At 61.5% G+C, this 17,138-nt stretch carries 21 protein-coding genes; 11 read left to right on the top strand and 10 right to left on the bottom strand.

Annotated elements, in window-relative coordinates; genetic code table 11:
• Window positions 1-2 precede the first annotated feature (2 nt).
• On the top strand, window positions 3-1,385 hold the full coding sequence (locus tag AC1DCM_RS06050; protein ID WP_477517660.1) for a serine/threonine-protein kinase: 1,383 nt from the start codon (window positions 3-5) through the stop codon (window positions 1,383-1,385).
• Window positions 1,386-1,451: 66 nt separating this feature from the next.
• On the opposite strand, the gene AC1DCM_RS06055 is transcribed toward AC1DCM_RS06050, so the two are convergent.
• The gene (locus AC1DCM_RS06055; RefSeq protein ID WP_477517661.1) at window positions 1,452-2,678 is read right to left on the bottom strand and encodes a GAF domain-containing sensor histidine kinase; all 1,227 of its coding nucleotides are present in this window, start codon (window positions 2,676-2,678) and stop codon (window positions 1,452-1,454) included.
• A 132-nt stretch (window positions 2,679-2,810) separates the two neighbouring features.
• Here AC1DCM_RS06055 and AC1DCM_RS06060 point away from each other — a divergent pair, with 132 nt between their 5' ends.
• Window positions 2,811-4,187, top strand: coding sequence for an MFS transporter (locus tag AC1DCM_RS06060; RefSeq protein WP_477517662.1), 1,377 nt, complete (start codon window positions 2,811-2,813; stop codon window positions 4,185-4,187).
• Here the strand turns inward: AC1DCM_RS06060 and AC1DCM_RS06065 are convergent.
• Window positions 4,136-5,392, bottom strand: a complete 1,257-nt coding sequence (locus AC1DCM_RS06065; RefSeq protein WP_477517663.1) for an FAD-dependent oxidoreductase — start codon at window positions 5,390-5,392, stop codon at window positions 4,136-4,138. The two genes, AC1DCM_RS06060 and AC1DCM_RS06065, sit on opposite strands and share 52 nt — an antisense overlap.
• A gap of 106 nt (window positions 5,393-5,498) precedes the next feature.
• Between AC1DCM_RS06065 and AC1DCM_RS06070 the strand changes: the two genes are divergently transcribed.
• On the top strand, window positions 5,499-5,963 hold the full coding sequence (locus AC1DCM_RS06070; protein WP_442004372.1) for a MarR family transcriptional regulator: 465 nt from the start codon (window positions 5,499-5,501) through the stop codon (window positions 5,961-5,963).
• Window positions 5,964-6,111: 148 nt separating this feature from the next.
• Window positions 6,112-6,627, top strand: coding sequence for a cyclophilin-like fold protein (locus AC1DCM_RS06075; protein ID WP_442004373.1), 516 nt, complete (start codon window positions 6,112-6,114; stop codon window positions 6,625-6,627).
• A gap of 76 nt (window positions 6,628-6,703) precedes the next feature.
• Here the strand turns inward: AC1DCM_RS06075 and AC1DCM_RS06080 are convergent, their stop codons facing one another.
• Together AC1DCM_RS06080 and AC1DCM_RS06085 are read right to left on the bottom strand one after the other, a co-directional pair.
• A complete protein-coding gene (locus tag AC1DCM_RS06080) occupies window positions 6,704-7,204 on the bottom strand; it encodes a methyltransferase family protein (protein WP_477517664.1) in 501 nt (166 codons plus the stop codon).
• Between the two features lie 57 nt (window positions 7,205-7,261).
• Complete coding sequence (locus AC1DCM_RS06085) at window positions 7,262-7,597, bottom strand: hypothetical protein (RefSeq protein ID WP_442004375.1); 336 nt, start codon at window positions 7,595-7,597, stop codon at window positions 7,262-7,264.
• A 263-nt stretch (window positions 7,598-7,860) separates the two neighbouring features.
• Between AC1DCM_RS06085 and AC1DCM_RS06090 the strand changes: the two genes are divergently transcribed.
• The 4 genes from AC1DCM_RS06090 (at window position 7,861) to AC1DCM_RS06105 (ending at window position 10,590) form a co-directional block, all read left to right on the top strand.
• Complete coding sequence (locus AC1DCM_RS06090; RefSeq protein ID WP_477517665.1) at window positions 7,861-8,064, top strand: hypothetical protein; 204 nt, start codon at window positions 7,861-7,863, stop codon at window positions 8,062-8,064.
• 119 nt (window positions 8,065-8,183) lie between these two features.
• On the top strand, window positions 8,184-8,987 hold the full coding sequence (locus AC1DCM_RS06095; RefSeq protein ID WP_477517666.1) for a DUF1206 domain-containing protein: 804 nt from the start codon (window positions 8,184-8,186) through the stop codon (window positions 8,985-8,987).
• Between the two features lie 92 nt (window positions 8,988-9,079).
• Complete coding sequence (locus AC1DCM_RS06100; protein ID WP_442004378.1) at window positions 9,080-10,009, top strand: SDR family oxidoreductase; 930 nt, start codon at window positions 9,080-9,082, stop codon at window positions 10,007-10,009.
• Window positions 10,010-10,035: 26 nt separating this feature from the next.
• The gene (locus AC1DCM_RS06105; RefSeq protein ID WP_442004379.1) at window positions 10,036-10,590 is read left to right on the top strand and encodes a cysteine hydrolase family protein; all 555 of its coding nucleotides are present in this window, start codon (window positions 10,036-10,038) and stop codon (window positions 10,588-10,590) included.
• Here the strand turns inward: AC1DCM_RS06105 and AC1DCM_RS06110 are convergent.
• The 4 genes from AC1DCM_RS06110 to AC1DCM_RS06125 form a co-directional block, all read right to left on the bottom strand.
• The gene (locus AC1DCM_RS06110; protein WP_477517667.1) at window positions 10,539-11,441 is read right to left on the bottom strand and encodes an AraC family transcriptional regulator; all 903 of its coding nucleotides are present in this window, start codon (window positions 11,439-11,441) and stop codon (window positions 10,539-10,541) included. The two genes, AC1DCM_RS06105 and AC1DCM_RS06110, sit on opposite strands and share 52 nt — an antisense overlap.
• A gap of 218 nt (window positions 11,442-11,659) precedes the next feature.
• Window positions 11,660-11,920: a hypothetical protein gene (locus tag AC1DCM_RS06115; protein WP_477517668.1), complete on the bottom strand. Its 261-nt coding sequence runs from the start codon at window positions 11,918-11,920 to the stop codon at window positions 11,660-11,662.
• Window positions 11,913-12,185: a GlsB/YeaQ/YmgE family stress response membrane protein gene (locus tag AC1DCM_RS06120; RefSeq protein ID WP_442004382.1), complete on the bottom strand. Its 273-nt coding sequence runs from the start codon at window positions 12,183-12,185 to the stop codon at window positions 11,913-11,915. Before AC1DCM_RS06120 ends, AC1DCM_RS06115 begins: the two co-directional genes overlap by 8 nt.
• A 328-nt stretch (window positions 12,186-12,513) precedes the next feature.
• Window positions 12,514-12,702, bottom strand: a complete 189-nt coding sequence (locus AC1DCM_RS06125) for a CsbD family protein (RefSeq protein WP_442004383.1) — start codon at window positions 12,700-12,702, stop codon at window positions 12,514-12,516.
• Between the two features lie 185 nt (window positions 12,703-12,887).
• On the opposite strand from AC1DCM_RS06125, the gene AC1DCM_RS06130 reads away from it, so the two are divergent.
• A complete protein-coding gene (locus AC1DCM_RS06130) occupies window positions 12,888-13,325 on the top strand; it encodes a hypothetical protein (RefSeq protein WP_477517669.1) in 438 nt (145 codons plus the stop codon).
• A 97-nt stretch (window positions 13,326-13,422) separates the two neighbouring features.
• On the opposite strand, the gene AC1DCM_RS06135 is transcribed toward AC1DCM_RS06130, so the two are convergent.
• Window positions 13,423-14,127 (bottom strand): alpha/beta fold hydrolase, encoded by a 705-nt coding sequence (locus AC1DCM_RS06135; RefSeq protein WP_477517670.1) that lies wholly within the window; start codon window positions 14,125-14,127, stop codon window positions 13,423-13,425.
• A 72-nt stretch (window positions 14,128-14,199) separates the two neighbouring features.
• The gene (locus tag AC1DCM_RS06140) at window positions 14,200-14,769 is read right to left on the bottom strand and encodes a YdeI/OmpD-associated family protein (RefSeq protein WP_477517671.1); all 570 of its coding nucleotides are present in this window, start codon (window positions 14,767-14,769) and stop codon (window positions 14,200-14,202) included.
• A gap of 150 nt (window positions 14,770-14,919) precedes the next feature.
• Between AC1DCM_RS06140 and AC1DCM_RS06145 the strand changes: the two genes are divergently transcribed.
• Together AC1DCM_RS06145 and AC1DCM_RS06150 are read left to right on the top strand one after the other, a co-directional pair.
• A complete protein-coding gene (locus tag AC1DCM_RS06145) occupies window positions 14,920-16,416 on the top strand; it encodes a fumarylacetoacetate hydrolase family protein (protein ID WP_477517672.1) in 1,497 nt (498 codons plus the stop codon).
• Window positions 16,409-17,077 (top strand): GntR family transcriptional regulator, encoded by a 669-nt coding sequence (locus AC1DCM_RS06150; RefSeq protein ID WP_442004387.1) that lies wholly within the window; start codon window positions 16,409-16,411, stop codon window positions 17,075-17,077. Before AC1DCM_RS06145 ends, AC1DCM_RS06150 begins: the two co-directional genes overlap by 8 nt.
• The last annotated feature ends 61 nt before the right edge of the window (window positions 17,078-17,138 follow it).

Raw genomic sequence — 17,138 nt, forward strand, 5'->3', positions numbered from 1 at the left:
TCGTGGGCAACAATGACGAGGCCGTGGAGTTCCACTTGACCGATTCCAGTGCGGCTGCCACCATCATCGATGGCCGCTACCAGCTGGGACCTGTTTTGGGCCGGGGAGCCATGTCCACGGTGTACCGCGCCGCGGACTTGCTCCTTGGCCGGGACGTAGCAATCAAGATCTTTCTGCCTGGCTCTGGCGACGACTCGTTCAGGGCCCGTCAGGAAACCGAGATGCGGCTGCTCGCCGGCTTTGACCATCCTGGCCTGGTGGCCGCCTTCGATGCGGGTGTTGATACCCGCAATGACGAAGAGCGCGCCTACCTCGTCATGGAACTCGCAGGGGGCCGTGACCTGAAGGCCGTATTGTCCGACGGGCCCCTGACGCATCCCGAAACCACGCGCATTGGCGAGCGACTGGCTGGCGCCCTTGCCCAGGTGCATGCCCAAGGCGTCATTCACCGCGACATCAAGCCGGCAAACATCCTGGTTTCCGACGGGCCCGATGGTGCCGAATCTGTGAAACTGGCTGATTTCGGAGTCGCCTTGGTCATGGAGGACAACCGCCTCACCGCCACTGGGTTCACTGTCGGCACAGCCCAGTACCTCAGTCCGGAGCAGGCACAAGGCCTGCACCTGACGCCCGCCAGTGACATCTACTCCTTGGGTTTGGTGCTCCTGGAATGCCTCACCGGCAAGGCCGAATACCCAGGAACCCCGGTAGAGACGGCCTCGGCACGCCTTCACCGGGCACCCGAGATCCCGGAAGACCTCCCCAACGGGCTGCGCGGACTCCTCCAGGCAATGACGGACATGGATCCGGAGCGGCGCCCGACGGCCGGAGATGTTGAAGAAGTCCTGGCGGGCCGACGTCGGAAGTTGGCGCCGACGGGCACGGCCGTCTTGCCAGGCGTGCCGGCTGTGCCATCGCGGCCGCCGCATGTCCCGGTTTCACGTCCCGGGCCGGTTGCTTCGACCCCGGGAAGGCGTGCGTCCACTTCCCAGACCGGGACTTTTGGCACGTGGCGCCCGAAGGTGCTCGCCGGGCTGGTTGCGGCCGCCCTCGCCGTTCCGGTCGCGTTGGCATTGCTGACCAATGGCGTCTTTTCGTCGGAACCTTCAGCCGAACCCACGCGGCAGGTTGATCCCGGGGTCTCCGTCATTGAATCCCAACCGAGCGGGCCGACGACTCCCGTGGAAACGGCGCCGCCGGCGGTCGCACCTGCGGTTGAGGTGGTGGAGGTTCAAGATCAGCCAGCGGTTCCGGTCCCAGCCGTTCAAGCCACCCAGCCCGCCCAGGATGCTGGAAACACTGCGCCGCAAGACACCGCTGACACCAAGAGCGGCGGAAAGAGCGAGAGCAGGCCCGAAAAGGGTAAGGGAAACGGCCGGGGGTAACACCTGAGGTGGGAAACGCGCGACGGCGGCAGGTCGCCGTCGTGCGTTTTCTTGCCTGGCGTGCCGCTATGGTTCGGACGGGAAGCTCACCGCTACCGTGGTTCCGCCGCCGGCTGTCTCGGAGAGTGTGAGTTCGCCGCCGTGGGCCTTGGCGATGCTGCTGCAGGTGGCGAGTCCCAGGCCAGAGCCAGGTCCGTCACCTTCGCGGCGCAGGCGCACCAATGGTTCCAGGACCTTGGCCCGGTCTGCCACGTGGATGCCCTTTCCGTTGTCGGCCACGAAGATGGTGGCGCCATGGTAATTGGAGACGCCGCTGATCCGGACGTGCAGATCCCTTTCGGGGCTGCGATAGTTCATGGCGTTGGACAGCAGATTCTGTAGCAATGTGCGCAGTTGGCCCTTGTCCGCCTGGAGATTCAGGTCCCGCACTTCAAGGATGTCGTCCTCGATGCCCAGGTCCCGGGCCACCTCGCCTGCTGCCTCTTTAAGTGAGACCTGCTGCGGCTGGATGCCGCCGCCCACCCTCGAATAACTCAGGACGTCTTCCAGCATCCCCAGCATCCGGCGGCCACTCGCCCCGATCCGGCTCAGGTATTTAGCTGCCACACTGTCTGCTTGGACGTCGGGATCATCCTCCACCAACTCCACGTAACCCAGGATGGTGGTGAGCGGAATGCGAAGATCATGGCTGACACGGCCCGCGAACCCAGCCAATTTGGCATTGCTCTCCCGCAGCTCGGCATAGGTGCGATCCAGCTGGATGGTGCGGTGCTGCAGCTCCAACAGTTCCACCACCTGCTTGGCGAGGACCTCCAGCATGCTGACTTGCTCGGGCCGTATCTCCATGGCCTTATCGGAAAAGACGCACAAGGTACCGGGAACGAATCCTGATTCTGTTTGCAGTGGAACCGAAGCGTAGAAGCGAACCCTGCCCAATTCACCGGTGACGAATGGGTTGTCGGCGGATCGTGGATCCAGCGAAGCGTCGGGGATAACGGTGATCTCGCGGGAGAGAAACACCTTGGCACACATGGAATCTTCTCGTGAGCACATACCCGGTTCCACGCCCCACGCACCAATTTGGTATTGGTACTCGGCGCTGATGATGTTGACTACCCCGAAAGGGGCGCCGCAAAGCTCAGTGGCAAGGCGAACGAGGTTCTGCAGCGCGCTCATTATGGCGGCATTGGGAAGCAGGGTGGAATCCTCGCCGGGGTCCAGGCCGTACTCCCGCAACTCCAGATCCCGGCTAAAGTCTCCGGTGAAGGCCAGTTGGCCTTTTGCACCTTTCATCAAGAATTTCCCCCAGGCTTCTTTAGGATTCCTTGCCGATCCTACCGGGAGGTTAGTGCGGTTGGATTGTCACACGGTTTGGGTCGGCGCCGGCCCTTATCTGCGGCAATTGGTGTAAGTACACTGGAACGCATGACCGAGCAGGAACCGGCTGGGGTTACTGAAGTTATCGACCTCTCCCTGCGCACTCCGGCCCAGCGATCCCGTACTTTCATGGGGATCCTGGTGAACACCGCCCTGGCAAATATCACCACAAGCTATCTCTGGTTCGCCCTGACGTTCTGGGTTTACCTGGAAACGCGCAATGTGATTGCCACCGGGGTAGTCGGAGGAGCCTACATGCTGCTGATTGCGCTCTCCAGCATCAGCTTCGGGACGTTCGTGGACAGGTATCGGAAGCTTGCCATAATGCGCTTTGCCGCTGGGTTCACCCTGGTGATGTTCGTGCTGTCAGGAGTGATGTTTCTCCTCACCCCCACGAGTCTTCTGCTGGACCTGACACAGCCGTGGTTCTGGGTCTTCACTCTGATCACCCTTGTGGGTGCCGTCGTGGAAAACCTTCGCAACATTGCCCTCTCCACCACCGTCACCATCCTTATCGAGCCTGATCGCCGGGCCAATGCCAATGGCTTGGTGGGGATGGTGCAGGGGCTCATGTTCATTGTTACGTCAGTCCTGTCCGGATTGTCAGTGGGCCTGCTGGGCATGGGCTGGACCATTGTGGCTTCACTGGTTTTCACCGCGTTGGCGTTCGCACACCTACTCATTTTGCGAATGCCCGAAGAGGTGCAAGCGGCAGCCACTGACGCAAAGGGCGGTTTCGACTTCCGTGGCTCGCTTGCCGCTGTGCTGGCTATCTCCGGGCTGTTTGCATTGATCATATTTTCCACGTTCAACAACTTCGTGGGCGGTGTGTACATGGCTTTGATGGATCCGTACGGATTGGAAATGTTCTCCGTTGAGATGTGGGGAACGTTCTTCGCCGTAGGCTCCACCGGATTCCTGGTGGGCGGCGCACTGGTAGGAAAGTTTGGGCTCGGCTCCAATCCCTTGCGAACCATGCTCATCGTTGTCGCCGCCATGGGCTTCCTTGGCGCAGTGTTCACCCTGCGTGAATGGGCGTGGCTCTATGTGGCTGGCATCTGGCTGTATCTGACCTTGGTTCCCATCGTGGAAGCCGCCGAGCAGACGGTCATCCAACAGGTTGTTCCCCTCAACCGGCAGGGCAGGGTATTCGGATTCGCCATGGCCTTCGAGTCCGCCGCAGCGCCGATCACCGCGTTCCTCATCGCCCCGCTCGCCCAGTTCTGGATCATCCCGTACGCCCGCTCCGCCGAGGGCGCCGCGCAACTGGAACCGCTGCTGGGTCAAGGTACGTCGCGCGGGATCGCCCTCGTGTTCCTGGTCTCCGGCATCATTCTCATTCTCGCGGCACTGATCGCGTTCCTGACGCCTGTTTACCGCAGGGTCTCGGCGTCGTACGTGGAGACGGCATCCCAGTCGATGTGATGGCCGTAGAGCCAATCGAAGTTGTCGGCCGCCTTCCGCGCCAGTCCCCGGAAAATAGCGCGCATCGCCAGGTCCTGAAACACCCGGGTGAACTGATTCCTGACCTTGGGTTCTGAATTCCGGCGGCCCCATGCCACCACCGTCTCGGCACGCGGCCGGCGCTCCGCTTCGTACGCCGCAAACCTGGCAGGGAGGCTTCCCTCTGTGTCGTCCCTTGTGGCTCCCCGGAGGGCCCGACCAAGCGTAACGGCGTCCTCGATTGCCATGGACGCGCCCTGCCCCGAGGACGGGGAGGCGGCGTGAGCGGCATCGCCGACCAGGACCATCCTGCCGCGGTGCCAGCGGGGAACGCTGGGGAAATCGAAGGTTGAATAGGGCTTGATGATGTCTTCCGTGGCGCGAATGAGGGCCGCCATCGGTGTCCGATCTCCGGCCACCAGCCCGGTCAGCCAATCCCTGAGTTCCTCCGGGCCCAGCAATGAGGGATCGGAGCTGGAGTGCTGCAGAGGATTTGCGAACCACCAGATCCGGCCGTCCGGGCTGGGCATGAAGCAGTAGAAGCAGCGCTTGCCGAACACCATCTTCATGCGCCCCGGAGACACGCCCAGATCCATATCCTTTAGCGCCAAGGCGGCAGTGTTGGCAGGAATGATGCCGCCCGTGTTGAGCAGCGGGATGGTGCGGGGTGCGGGCGAGGCGGGGTCGATCAGCGGCCGCACCGCCGAGCGCAGCCCGTCAGCCCCCACCAGCAGGTCGCCGCGCACGGAGGTACCGTCGTCGAAAACGGCCGTGACGCCGTCGGGCAGTTCCTCCACCGCTGTCAGTCGCCTGCCGTGCTCGATCCGGATCCCGCGGCGGACTGCCTCCTCGTGCAAGAGGGCGTATAGCTCCGAGCGGGTCATGGTCCGGGCCGTGGTGCCATCCGGGAGGGTGCCGCCGAAATCGAAATCGATCAGGTGGCGGCCCGTGCTGCCCAGGTACATGGACATGAGCGGGGTGCTGAAGCCCAGTTGCGAAGCTTCCTCCTTGAGGCCCAGAGTGTCCAGGGCGTCGAAACCGTTGACGGCGAGGGTGAGGAAGGCGCCGACACCCTCAGAAGGCCCCCTGTGCGCTTCAAAAACGGTGGCGGAGTGGCCGGCTTTCTGGAGTGACAGAGCGGTAGAAAGGCCGGCTACGCCGGATCCGATGACAAGACAATTCAACATGGGAGCTCCTGGGTAATTTATTTCGTTCGGTTAAAAGAAATATAATCCTGAGTGGTGGGCAGGTCAATCGTTTCGGTCAAGCGAAAGACTTTGCTAGCCTCGGAGGATGACGAATCAGGGGCAACGCGAAGCTCTGCTGGAAGCTGTTTATGCCTCGGGCAGGGAGCTGTCCACGGCCGCCATCATGTTCCACACCACACTGTCTGAACTGCGGGGCCTGTCGGCGACTGAGGGCAAGGCGATCGACATCCTGCTGCGCCACGGCCCAATGACGGCGGGTGAATTCGGTGAACACTCCGGGCTGGCCCCAGCATCGGTCACCGGACTCATGCAGCGACTCGAAAGCAAAGGCGTGGCCCGGCGAGTCAAGCACGGCGAGGACAAGCGGAAGGTCCTGATCGAGCTCGTCGGTGACCAGGTTGCCGCCGCTGCACCCTACTTCACCGATTTCATGGCCGGGATGGCCGCGCTGCTGGAAGGCTACAGCGACGACGAACTCCGGATCATCGCCGACTACTCAAGCAAGGCTGCCCGCGTCCAGCAGGAGGCGGCCGTTCGGCTGAGCCAGTGAGTTGGCCGGGGGACTTCCCCACCATGACCGTCGCCTTCTCAGAGGGTCCCTTTCAGTACCTGTAACGGCAGGGGCTCCCGCTCGCCGTCGTCAGCTGTTTTGCTGGAATGAATCGAACTTTGCCGCCGAGGAGACATTCTGCATGCGAATGAGGACGCAAACTCTGGTCGTGATCACGGCGCTGACCCTCGCCCTTACCGGGTGCACGACGGCTTCGGGCAGTCCAGCCACGACAAACACAGCGACGACGCCGCAGGAAACTGCCCGCACGGAGGAAACCCAAACGATGACAGCCAAAGAGACCCCCGAAGACACTCCAATCACCATCCAGATTGACGGACGGACCGTGAACGGAAGTCTGTCAGGGAACGCGACCGCCCGCTCACTGATTGACCAGTTTCCCCTGACGCTGTCCTTCACTGACTTTGGCGGGCAGGAGAAGCATGCTGAACTACCGGCGCCCTTGTCCCTCGACGGCGTTCCGGCCGGCGATGACGCTGATCCGCTGACGATCGGTTACTACGCGCCGGGCCAGACCCTGGTCCTCTACTACGAACCTGTGGGGCATTTCACCGGAATTGTACGGATTGGACACTTCGAGGACCTTGCGGCAATCCGTGATCGCAGCGGACGTTTCGAAGCCACCCTGAGCCTGAGGGACTGAACGCCAGCCGCCTATGGGACTGGCTCATGGCATCCGTGGAGGGGCGAAGCACAGAAGCCCGATGCCCGTCCCGCCGTTATCCGCGCCAAGGCGTCAGCCGCGGCCACCACCCCGGAACGTTGCGCCGGTACTCGAGGTACTGCTCGCCGTACGTCTCAGTGAGGGTGGGTTCCTCGTAACCCTTCACGAAAGTGACGACGGCGATGAGAAGCACCCCGGCGTAGACCACCAGCCACCAACTGCCGAAGAGCAGGGCTTGTCCGAGGATAATTGAGAGCACCGCCAGGTACATGGGATTGCGCACGAATCGGTAAACCCCGGTCACCACCAGCGTCTGGGTCGGCGCAACCGGTGCGGGTGTGCCCCGGTGAAGGGCGAACAGCGCGAAGGCGTGGAGCAGGAAAGCCACACCTAGGGTGATCGCGATCCAGACGACGGGCACCACCAGCCACGCCAAGCCGTCCCAATCGTAGGGCCGCCATCTGGAGATGAGCCACGGGATGAGACCTGCCACGATGCCGGGCGCGAGGAAAAGGAAGACGATGGTCCCAATCCAGGCGCGCGTTGACTGACTCATGGCAGTCAGGTTAGTCCTCGGCTTCAGGGCCGGCGCAAGTCACGCAGCCGGCGCAAGTTACGCCGCCAGCCAAGCCCCCGCCATTTTCGATCCTGCCAGGGCCGGCAGGGCGGGCAGGGACACCAGATCCGGATCAGCTGGGCCGGGATCAACACGAACCGGCAACTCGTGGAGCATCGCGTAGCCCTGGAGTTGTTCAAGTGCATCCGGCTCAATCATGGCCCCGGTAAGGTCCATCTCGACATCCCTGCCGTCGGCCAGGCTGTTGGTGCGTTGGACGATTGGATACAGCGCGTGGAGATTGGACGTGGTCACGTGACCGGTTGCTGCGATCTGGATCTGTGCTCCGTCAAGGTCGACTCGAACAACTACAGAGAGCTTCTCGCTGGTCAATATGCTGCCTTTCATCCGTTCGCTGCCACGCTGCAGCCACCCCAGCGTAGGCAGCAAATGTGATCTGCGCAACATCACGACGTGACCTTCCTCCCCAGCAGGCAGCAACTCCAGGTCATTTTCGCCTTCTGAACGTGCTTTCCCTGCGCCGTGGAATCTTGACTGAATCTTGAGATGACCCGGCGTCCTTCTTGAGGGCCCCGTCCCATGGTTGAACTATCAGCCAATGGAGTTGATGGGAACTTTCAGGAAGGACCACCGAAATGCCTGACCAGATCGCAGCCACGTCCCTGAATACCGGAGCTGCCCACGTGACATCCGACCCCTTCCCGCACACAGCAGAGGCTGGCGGCCATGGCGGCGAAGTCCCCGGCCAGGCCCGTGCGGTCACGTCCGTCCGCGAGCACTTCAACCCTCTGGGTATGGGGCTTCGGAGCATCTGGCCGCAGTCGGTGTGTGGTTTCTAGGAGCATTTGAACTTTGACGGGTGGGCACCAAAGGTGCCCGCCCGTGGTCTTGTACTCGTTCGAGTGGCACCATGGTGACAAGTCACAAAATAATAAGGAGGCTTGTCATCAAAGAGGAGATGAAGAAGGCCGCTGATGCGGCCGAGGAAGCCTCAAACTCACGTGGCCTGGAGATTGTTGCCAGGGCTGGCTATGCCGTCAGCGGACTCCTGCACTTACTCATCGGAGTTATTGCGTTTCAGCTCGCCTTTGGGCGAGGCGGTGAAGCCGACGTCAGTGGCGCTGTCGCCCAACTGGCCGCGCAACCGGTGGGTCCCATCCTGCTTTGGGCGTGCTTCGGCGCCTGCGCTGCCTTGGCCTTGTGGCAATTGGGCAACGCAACCCTCGGCTACCGCAGGAAGACAGACAACAAGCCTTCCAAGCGGCTTTCCGCAGTTGGCCAGGCGATAGTCTTTGCGGGGCTGGCGGCCACTATCCTCTCTTTCACCATGGGCAAGGGAAAAAACAGTCGGGAGTCGGCCAGCGATGTGACTGTGACCCTCATGAAAGCGCCATTCGGGATAGTCCTGCTTGTCGCAATTGGCGCCGGGATCATGATCACCGGCATCGTGTTCGCAGTGCGCGGCTTCATGAGGACTTTCGAGAAGGACCTGGCGCTGTCCTACAAAGAGCCGGCCCGAAAGTTCCAGTCGGGTGTTGGCGTTGTGGGCTACGTCGCCAAAGGCATAGCCCTGTTGCTCGTTGGCCTGCTGGTGGTCATTGCAGCAGTGCGCGTTCAGCCCGAGCAATCCACAGGACTTGATGGAAGCCTGCGGGCGTTAAGGGAGCAACCGTATGGCCCGTACCTCTTGGCAGCGGTTGCCGTTGGCCTGATCGCCTATGGGCTGTTCCTCATGGTGAAGGCCAAAACGCTGCGGACCTAGCCCTCACAGCGCGTTTAGAGTCGATAGTGCCTGGGTACAGCCAACGGTAGCGTCGAATGCCGGGAATCAGACATCTGAGAAAGGCCAGAACCATGACTCAAGCCGACCCAAGCGGACAGCAAGCAAACGGGGATCATCGCCTTACTTCGGCGCCCAAGGATCCCCGGAGCGGATATCACTCCGAGGAATTTCCCCAGCAGGAACAGGAACAGCCTGGCCTGACCAAGCCCTTGAACCCCCAGCCCGATCACGGTGAATCCAGCTATGTTGGGCACGGTCGCCTCCAAGGCAAGAAAGCCCTGATCACTGGGGGTGACTCAGGCATCGGCGCTGCTGTGGCCATAGCATATGCCCGCGAAGGTGCCGACGTCGCCATCAGCTACCTTCCGGAGGAAGAGGAAGACGCGAAGTCGACGGCGGAATGGATCCGTGAGTGCGGAGCGCAGGCTTTGTTATTGCCAGGAGACGCGCGCGACGAAAAGTTTGCGGCCGAGATTGTGGAGCGCACAGTACAGGAGCTTGGCGGGCTCAACGTCGTGGTCCTGAACGCTGCGTACCAAAAGAACCGTGAGGGCTTGGAAACCATCCCCACCGAGGAATTTGATCGGGTCTTCAAAACCAACCTGTACTCACTGATCTGGACTGCACAAGCTGCGATTCCCCATCTCCGCCCGGGAGCTTCGATCATCGTCACGGCGTCCATTCAGGCCTTTAATCCTTCCGTCCAGCTGGTGGACTATGCCATGACCAAGGCCGCCCAGGTAGCCTTCACCAAAGCCATGGCCGAGGAACTCGGTCCCAAAGGAATCCGCGTCAACGCCGTGGCCCCGGGACCGATTTGGACGCCGTTGATTCCCGCTACCGAGTGGCCGGACAAGCTTCCAACGTTTGGTCAGGACACGCCACTGGGTCGCGCCGGACAACCGGCTGAGCTGGCGCCGGCCTATGTGCTCCTTGCATCTGACGAAGGCTCCTATATTTCTGGAGCTGTGCTGCCGGTGACCGGCGGCAAGGGTCTCTGACCCAGGACAGGAAAGGGTATGCGCGCATGATTGCTGTACTGGTAATCGACATGCAGAACGCCTTTTTTGAGGAACCGGCCCTGAAGCGGCGTCAGGAAGAAGTTGTTGCCGCCTGCAACTCGTTGACCAGCGCAGCGCGCGAGGCAGGGGCAAACGTCCTCTTGGTTGGCACCCAGCACGAGCGGGACAAATCCACATGGAGCCTGAACATGCTGGACGATGACCAAGGATTCATCTTCAGGGGAAGTGAGCAGGCCAGCTTCGTACCTGGCCTGGTGACCGCCGAATTCCCGCAGATGGTCAAAACCCGCGACAGCGCGTTCGTTGGTACGGACTTAGGGATGCGCCTCAGGAACTGGGGTGTGGAAACCGTCATTCTGGCTGGGGTTTCGGCCCACAACTGCATCGCGCAGACCGCTGCTGACGCTTTCGCCCATAACATCCGGGTGATTTACGCGGCTGAAGCCGTGGCAACAGAGAACCCGGAGGCCGCCGAGGCAGTCCTCCGGGTTCTTACCCGTGAATATCGTCAGAAGGTTTTGCCACTCGACGAGGTGCTGAAACTCTTGAAGGGCCCCTGACTGGACTCGATGGGAATCCACAGTTGCCCGCTCCCGCGGGTGCCATCCGGATCCGGCCTAACACTGAGCAGTTCGGGGCCGCGTGCCCAAAAGTAAGGGTTGGCCGGGAACCACTCAGTAGCAGCGTCCGCCCACATGCGCTGCAGGACATCCGGGAATCTTCCTTCCGTTTCGAACACCACCCATTGGCCAGCGGGGATGTCCAAGCGCTCGAAACCTTCCGGAGCGGGTTTGGTTGAAGCCACCGCGTGCCAATAGTCCAGCTCACTGCCTTCGCGGCGCTCTTCGTCAATCTTGTCCGTTACGGACAGGGGCCCCGATGGCTCGACGTCGGCCAGCGCCATCAGACGCTTTGTCGCATCCGGGTCAATGCTGCGTTGAAATTCGATGATTGCAGCGTTAGGACCTTCGTGGACCAGCGGAACCCGGGCTTTGAGGCCGATCAGATGAAAGGGCTCCTTGTTGACTATTCGGTGCTTCATGACAGTATTCCCTTCAATGCGGAGGTGGAACCTCAACTGAGGCTGGGAATGGAGGACTGCGCCAGGTTGCCGTGCTTCTGAGGGAGTCAGCCCATGCATGGCCTTAAAGGCACGTGCGAATGCCTCGGGCGATCCATATCCGTAGCGGAGGGCAACATCCAATACCGTTCCGCCGGCGATGATCTCTGCGGTGGCGGACGTAAGGCGGCGTCGACGAATGTACTCCGAAATCGGAATGCCAGCCAAGGAGGCAAACATCCTCCTGAAGTGATATTCAGACGTCAATGCCGTTCGGGCTAACATGCTGACCTCCACCGATTCGGTAAGGTCCTGCTCGATGAGCTCAAGCGCCCTGGTCCATTCCTGCACTGTCCCTCCAATCCTGACCATCACGCTACGGTGCCGGCTCAGTCGCTGCCCCGACTATCCATGCCCGAAAATATCAGGCTCCGATATCAACCCCACGAGGATCAGGACCAGGTCAACGGATTTCGCAAACACCAGGACCCCGGCAAAGGAAGAACCCGGAGGCTGCAACTGCAGTCTCCGGGTTCTTGTGGTTTTCAGGACCTTGCGGTGCCTGACTGTTAAGGGTGTCCTGAGCCGGAAGCTTCGTCATCCGGCTCGGACGAGAACGGCCTGTCCTCGGGGGTGTCTTCCGTGTTGCGCTCGTCGAGCTCCGCGTCCGCGGATGGGACGGTCTTCTCGGCGTAGTCGCCTGCGGTGTAGTCCCCGCCAGCGTCTTCCTTCAGGGCCTCAGGCGATGCACCGGCAGCGCCGTAATCGCCTTCTGCATACTGACCCTCAAGGTCGTCCTGGTTGGTGTTGGGCGTGGTTTCGTCAGCCATGGTGGGCCCGACGTCCCCCTGTGGCCAGGCCGTAAATCAGCAGAACGACAATGGATCCGCCAATGGCCAGTAGCCACGTCCGAATGGCGAAGAATTGTGTCAGTCCCTCGCCGAAGATCAGGCCACCGATCCAGCCGCCCAACAGGGCGCCAACGACGCCGAGCAGCAAGGTAACGAACCAGCCTCCTCCTTGGCGTCCGGGAAGAATAAGCTTTGCGATAGCCCCAGCCAAAAGGCCGAGCAAAAGAAAACCAAAGAAACCCATTTTTGCTCCTACTTTCTTGTTGATGGAAATTCCATGAACTCGGTGAAGCGGTTCCGTTCATCGGTTGTCAGTTCCAGCGGATAAGTGCTGTAACAGGGCCATATGAGGCCCAGTGGAATATGGGGCGGGACGTTATTTTGCAAACGCCTGTTTCAAACGTCGTTGAATTTATTAAGTGCAGCCAAAAGCACTCCTGTCCAAGGGGTCGGACCGTAGTACTACAACAGCAACGCTAGCTGGTCCCGGGAACAACAGCAAGTAACCTTGCTATTTTGCCGGTCTAGGGTTCCTGCCCCTCGAACGGGGGTGGTGTGGCCTTGAAATCCGCCTACTTATCGCCGAAGGCGTCCTTCGCGGCGTCCTTGACGTGCTCGCCAGCCTGCTTCACATTGGCCGACGCTTGGTCGCCCGCGCCCTCGGCCTGGAGGTCCCTGTCGCCAGTGGCTTCGCCGGTCTTTTCCTTGACCTTGCCCGTTGCTTCTTCCGTGGCGTTCTTGATCTTGTCATCCAGTCCCATGGTTTTCACTCCTCGGGTTGCCATGTGGTTGTGCCTGCGGGTTTTCCGCTGGTTGGCATTAAAGTTTAGTCCTCTTTTCGAATTCAGCAAATGGCCATTAACCATCCGGCGTCGAATGTGCACGTGACAGCAGGTCAAGGCCGGACTAGTGTCGTAGGAAAAGCACCTCGAAAGGAGTGGGTCCTGTGAAAGGGAAAGCATTGTTCGCCGCCGGCATTGCTGTTGGCTACGTATGGGGGTCCAAGTCCTGGCCGGAGGTGTATCGGCGCGTTCGCGGAGGCGCCGAGAAGGTCTGGAAGAACCCGGAGGTTCAAGAGAACGTCCAGCAGGCCACTGAAACCGTCCAGGAATCAGTCCCTGACATCCTGGACAATCTGTACGCAGCGGGCAAGAAGCTCCTGGAGAGGGCGGAGGCGATGTTTCCTGGCATTCTGGACTCGAAGTCCGGGCCGCACGCCAACTCCAGCACCGGCTCCTCTGCTTCTGCTTCTACCTCAACCCCACCAATCAGGTCGGACGTAGTGTCCGATCCTGCGCTCGATGACAACACAGGAAGCGATTGGACGGACGAAGGCGGCGCAGCGCCGGAAGGGCCGGCGACCAATACGCCGGCCAAGCCCTGACCCCCTGGCAGCAAGCCCCTAGGTTCGCGTTCCCGCCGGTTCCTCTGGCCGGCAAGGCCCATCCCGCCGTCGAGCGTTGCTTGTTGAGCGTCGAGCGTTATTTGGTGCGCTCGACGGCTTTCAGGATGGCTTCGCCAAGTTCGCGTGGCTTGGTGAACTGTGGCCAGTGACCGGTGGGTAGGTCGATGTAGTCCACGTCCCGAATCCGCGCGAGTTCGGCCGTGAACGGGTGCCCGGCGTCCATCCATTCCTGAAGCAGTGATGACGGGAACTGGCAGGCGATGATGGTGGCCGGCACATCGTAGCGCCGGACATCGTGAAGGTGTTGTTGATCGAAGGCAACGCCCTTCGGTTCCGGGATGGCCCGTGCGCGGAAGGCTTCCTTGAGCTCATCGGTCAGGTCGATGAGGTCCGCGTCTTCAAAGCCTTCCCAAGGTGGGAGCGGGATTTCGTCGCCGTCCTCGGGCAGTTCGTCATTGATCACGCCGCCCTCGCCGAGCGGGCCGCTGTCCACATAGACGGCCCTGTCTACGCGGTCCGGGCGGGCGTCAACCGCGCCGTGGATGATGGCGCCGCCGCCTGAATGGCCCACCAGAACCACATTGCCGCCAAGGGAGTCCACCTTGTCCACGACGGCGTCGATGTGTGTCCGAAGGCCAATCCCGGAGCGAGGGGCATCAGCGGACTCCAGTCCGGGAAGCGTGAGGGGGTGAACCGTGTGTCCAGCTGCCACAAGCGGCGGCGTGACCCCCGCCCACGATGACGCGTCCAACCAGAAGCCAGGTACAAGGATGATGTCCATGCCGGTACCCTACGGGAGTCCACGGGAAGGATGCACTCATTTTTGCTGGATCATGCGATGATCCAGCAGAATTTACGCCTTCCCCGTGAGCTTTCCAAGGGAACGTGCCATTGCCCTGGCCCGTGAGTCCGGAGTGCGGGCCTTGAGTAACTGCAGGATGATGAGGTACCGCTCCGTCTTCCCGAGGCGCTCGAAGGCCTCGCCGGCCGCTGGGTTACCGGCCAACGCCGCTGCAAGGTCTTCCGGGACCTCCGCGTTGGCCTGCGAAACATAGGCGGCTTCCCAACGGCCATCGGCCTTCGCTGCTTCGATCTCAGCCAACCCTGCGGCATGCATGCGCCCCGATTTGATCAACGCCTCCGCCTTGCCAACGTTCACCTGTGACCATGAGCTCCGTGTCCGGCGTCGGGAGTAGCGCTGCAGGAATGTCGCTTCGTCATTTCCTTTGCGCTGTCCGTCGATCCAGCCGAAACACAGGGCGCCGTCCAGGGCCTCCCGGATGCTGAGTAGTTCGGCACCGGCGTTCTTCTTGCCGATCACGAGCCAGGCTTCGGCGCTTGTTTGGTGGTGCGCGGCGAGCCACGACTCCCATTCGGAACCGTTGGCAAACCTGAGCAGCTGGAGCTCATTCTTTTCCGGCACGTACTTCCCTCCACTGCTTTGGGGCTGAGAACAACCACTATGGCCGGACGAATGTGTTGGGGGAAAGGGGTTGACGGCTTGCTCTTCAAGGGGCAATAGTTATCGTATACGATTTCGTACTCGATAGACGTTCGATCAGGAGGAGGCGCCGTGACATTGGAGTTTCGGACCGAGGAAGTCAGCCAAGACATGCTGGCCCGTACGCGCAAAGTCATTGCCGTCCATATCAATTACCCTAGCCGTGCTGCCCAGCGTGGACGCACCCCAGGGCAGCCGTCGTACTTCTTGAAGCCGCCATCTTCCCTGGCGCTTGGTTCCACGGACGCTCCGGGCATCGTTGAGCGCCCTGCCGGCTGCGAACTGCTTGGTTATGAAGGCGAAATCGCCCTCGTCATTGGGAAGTCGGCCCGCCGCGTGGGTTTGGAAGATGCCTGGAGCCACGTCGAATGGGTCACGGCGTCGAACGATCTGGGTGTCTACGACCTCCGCTACGCAGACAAGGGCTCCAACGTCCGGTCCAAGGGCGGCGATGGGTTCACGCCTGTGGGGCCCGCGCTCATTCCGGCCGATGCCGTTGATCCCACACAGTTGCGGATTCGCACCTGGCACAACGGCGACCTCGTCCAGGACGACACCACCGAGGACCTGCTCTTCCCGTTCACACAACTCGTCGCGGACCTCTCCCAGCTGCTCACGCTCGAAGAAGGCGACATTATCCTCACCGGCACCCCTGCCGGCGCGTCGGTTGCCAAGCCCGGTGACGTCGTCGAAATTGAGGTCAGTGGCGGCGGTTTCAGCAGCGGCCGCCTGACCACCAAAGTAACGGAAGGTACGACGCCGTTCGCGGACTTTGGTGCCAAGCCCAAGACTGATGACACCCAGCGGGAAGAGGCGTTCGGATCGCGTGAAGCGGCGGGCCTGCCTGCTGACGTCTCCGTCCTGACGCCAGAGCTGAAGGCGAAGCTGGAAAGCGTCGCAACAGCCACGCTTTCTTCCCAGCTCCGCAAGCGCGGACTGAACAACGTGAGCATCGACGGCCTGCAGGCCACGCGCCCGGACCGCAAGGTGGTTGGACTGGCTCGGACCCTGCGCTATGTGCCCAACCGCGAGGATCTGTTCAAGACCCACGGCGGGGGATTCAATGCACAGAAACGCGCGATCGACTCCGTGAATGAAGGCGAAATCCTCGTGATGGAGGCCCGCGGCGAGAAGGGCACCGGCACCGTTGGCGACATCCTCGCGCTGCGTGCCCAGGTCCGTGGAGCAGCGGCCATCATCACCGACGGTGGCGTCCGTGACTACTCCGCTGTGGCCGATCTGGAGATGCCAACGTACTTTGCGAATCCGCACCCGGCAGTCCTTGGCCGCCGCCACATTCCGTGGGATACGGACATCACCATCGCCTGCGGTGGTGCAACAGTTCAGCCGGGAGACATCATTGTTGCCGACTCCGACGGCATCCTGGTGATCCCGCCGGCCATCGCCGAGGAACTGGTGGATGACTCCATCCAGCAGGAAAGGGAAGAAGCGTTCATCTTCCAGATGGTCAAGGAAGGCAACAGTGTTGATGGTTTGTACCCCATGAACAAGGAGTGGCAGGCCAGGTTTACTGATTGGCAGAGCCGGCAAGGAGCCCAAAGTGACTGAAACCGCCGTCGAAAGCGCCGCCGCACAAAGCAAGTCCCAGCAGGCGTATACCGCGGTCAAGGCCAGGATCGTGGAAGGCATCTACACGCCGGGTTACCGGCTGGTGCTCGCAAAGATTGCTGAGGACCTGGGTTTCAGCGTGGTGCCCGTGCGGGAAGCGATCCGCCGCTTGGAAGCCGAAGGCCTGGTGAAGTTCGAGCGGAACGTTGGTGCCACCGTCTCCGGGATTGACCCCACGGAGTACCTGTACACGATGCAGACGCTGAGCATTGTGGAGGGTGCCGCCACTGCGTTGTCCGCGCCGTTGATTGATTCCGTTGCGATTGCCCGGGCCCGCGCCGTGAACGAGGAAATGCGTGAATGCCTGGAGCACTTCGATCCCGTTCGTTTCACTGCATTGAACCAGGACTTCCACAGCGTCCTCTTTGAACACTGCCCTAATCCGCACATTCTTGACCTGGTCCACCGGGGCTGGAACCGGCTCGCGTCGCTCCGCTCGTCGACGTTCCGCTTCGTTCCCGGCCGCGCGCAGGAATCGGTGCGCGAACACGAGGCGTTGCTGCAGCTCATCGAATCTGGAGCGGACGCCGACACCATCGAACACGCCGCACGCCGCCACCGCGCCGCAACACTGGACGCGTACCTCGCCACTACCAACTAAAGCAACGCGGGGTCACTTATGGCCCCCAAACGCACTCAACATGGGCCATAAGTGACCCCGC

The sequence above is a fragment of the Paenarthrobacter sp. 10N417 genome (genome assembly GCF_056394745.1).

Bases quoted from the DNA above. Each gene is read 5' to 3' on its own strand.
- AC1DCM_RS06075 (WP_442004373.1), top strand. From the start codon at position 6,112: ATGAGGACGCAAACTCTGGTCGTGATCACGGCGCTGACCCTCGCCCTT.
- AC1DCM_RS06070 (WP_442004372.1), top strand. From the start codon at position 5,499: ATGACGAATCAGGGGCAACGCGAAGCTCTGCTGGAAGCTGTTTATGCC.
- AC1DCM_RS06065 (WP_477517663.1), bottom strand. From the start codon at position 5,392: ATGTTGAATTGTCTTGTCATCGGATCCGGCGTAGCCGGCCTTTCTACC.
- AC1DCM_RS06100 (WP_442004378.1), top strand. From the start codon at position 9,080: ATGACTCAAGCCGACCCAAGCGGACAGCAAGCAAACGGGGATCATCGC.
- AC1DCM_RS06120 (WP_442004382.1), bottom strand. From the start codon at position 12,185: ATGGGTTTCTTTGGTTTTCTTTTGCTCGGCCTTTTGGCTGGGGCTATC.
- AC1DCM_RS06135 (WP_477517670.1), bottom strand. From the start codon at position 14,127: ATGGACATCATCCTTGTACCTGGCTTCTGGTTGGACGCGTCATCGTGG.
- AC1DCM_RS06115 (WP_477517668.1), bottom strand. From the start codon at position 11,920: ATGGCTGACGAAACCACGCCCAACACCAACCAGGACGACCTTGAGGGT.
- AC1DCM_RS06095 (WP_477517666.1), top strand. From the start codon at position 8,184: ATGAAGAAGGCCGCTGATGCGGCCGAGGAAGCCTCAAACTCACGTGGC.
- AC1DCM_RS06105 (WP_442004379.1), top strand. From the start codon at position 10,036: ATGATTGCTGTACTGGTAATCGACATGCAGAACGCCTTTTTTGAGGAA.
- AC1DCM_RS06125 (WP_442004383.1), bottom strand. From the start codon at position 12,702: ATGGGACTGGATGACAAGATCAAGAACGCCACGGAAGAAGCAACGGGC.
- AC1DCM_RS06055 (WP_477517661.1), bottom strand. From the start codon at position 2,678: ATGAAAGGTGCAAAAGGCCAACTGGCCTTCACCGGAGACTTTAGCCGG.
- AC1DCM_RS06090 (WP_477517665.1), top strand. From the start codon at position 7,861: ATGCCTGACCAGATCGCAGCCACGTCCCTGAATACCGGAGCTGCCCAC.
- AC1DCM_RS06060 (WP_477517662.1), top strand. From the start codon at position 2,811: ATGACCGAGCAGGAACCGGCTGGGGTTACTGAAGTTATCGACCTCTCC.
- AC1DCM_RS06080 (WP_477517664.1), bottom strand. From the start codon at position 7,204: ATGAGTCAGTCAACGCGCGCCTGGATTGGGACCATCGTCTTCCTTTTC.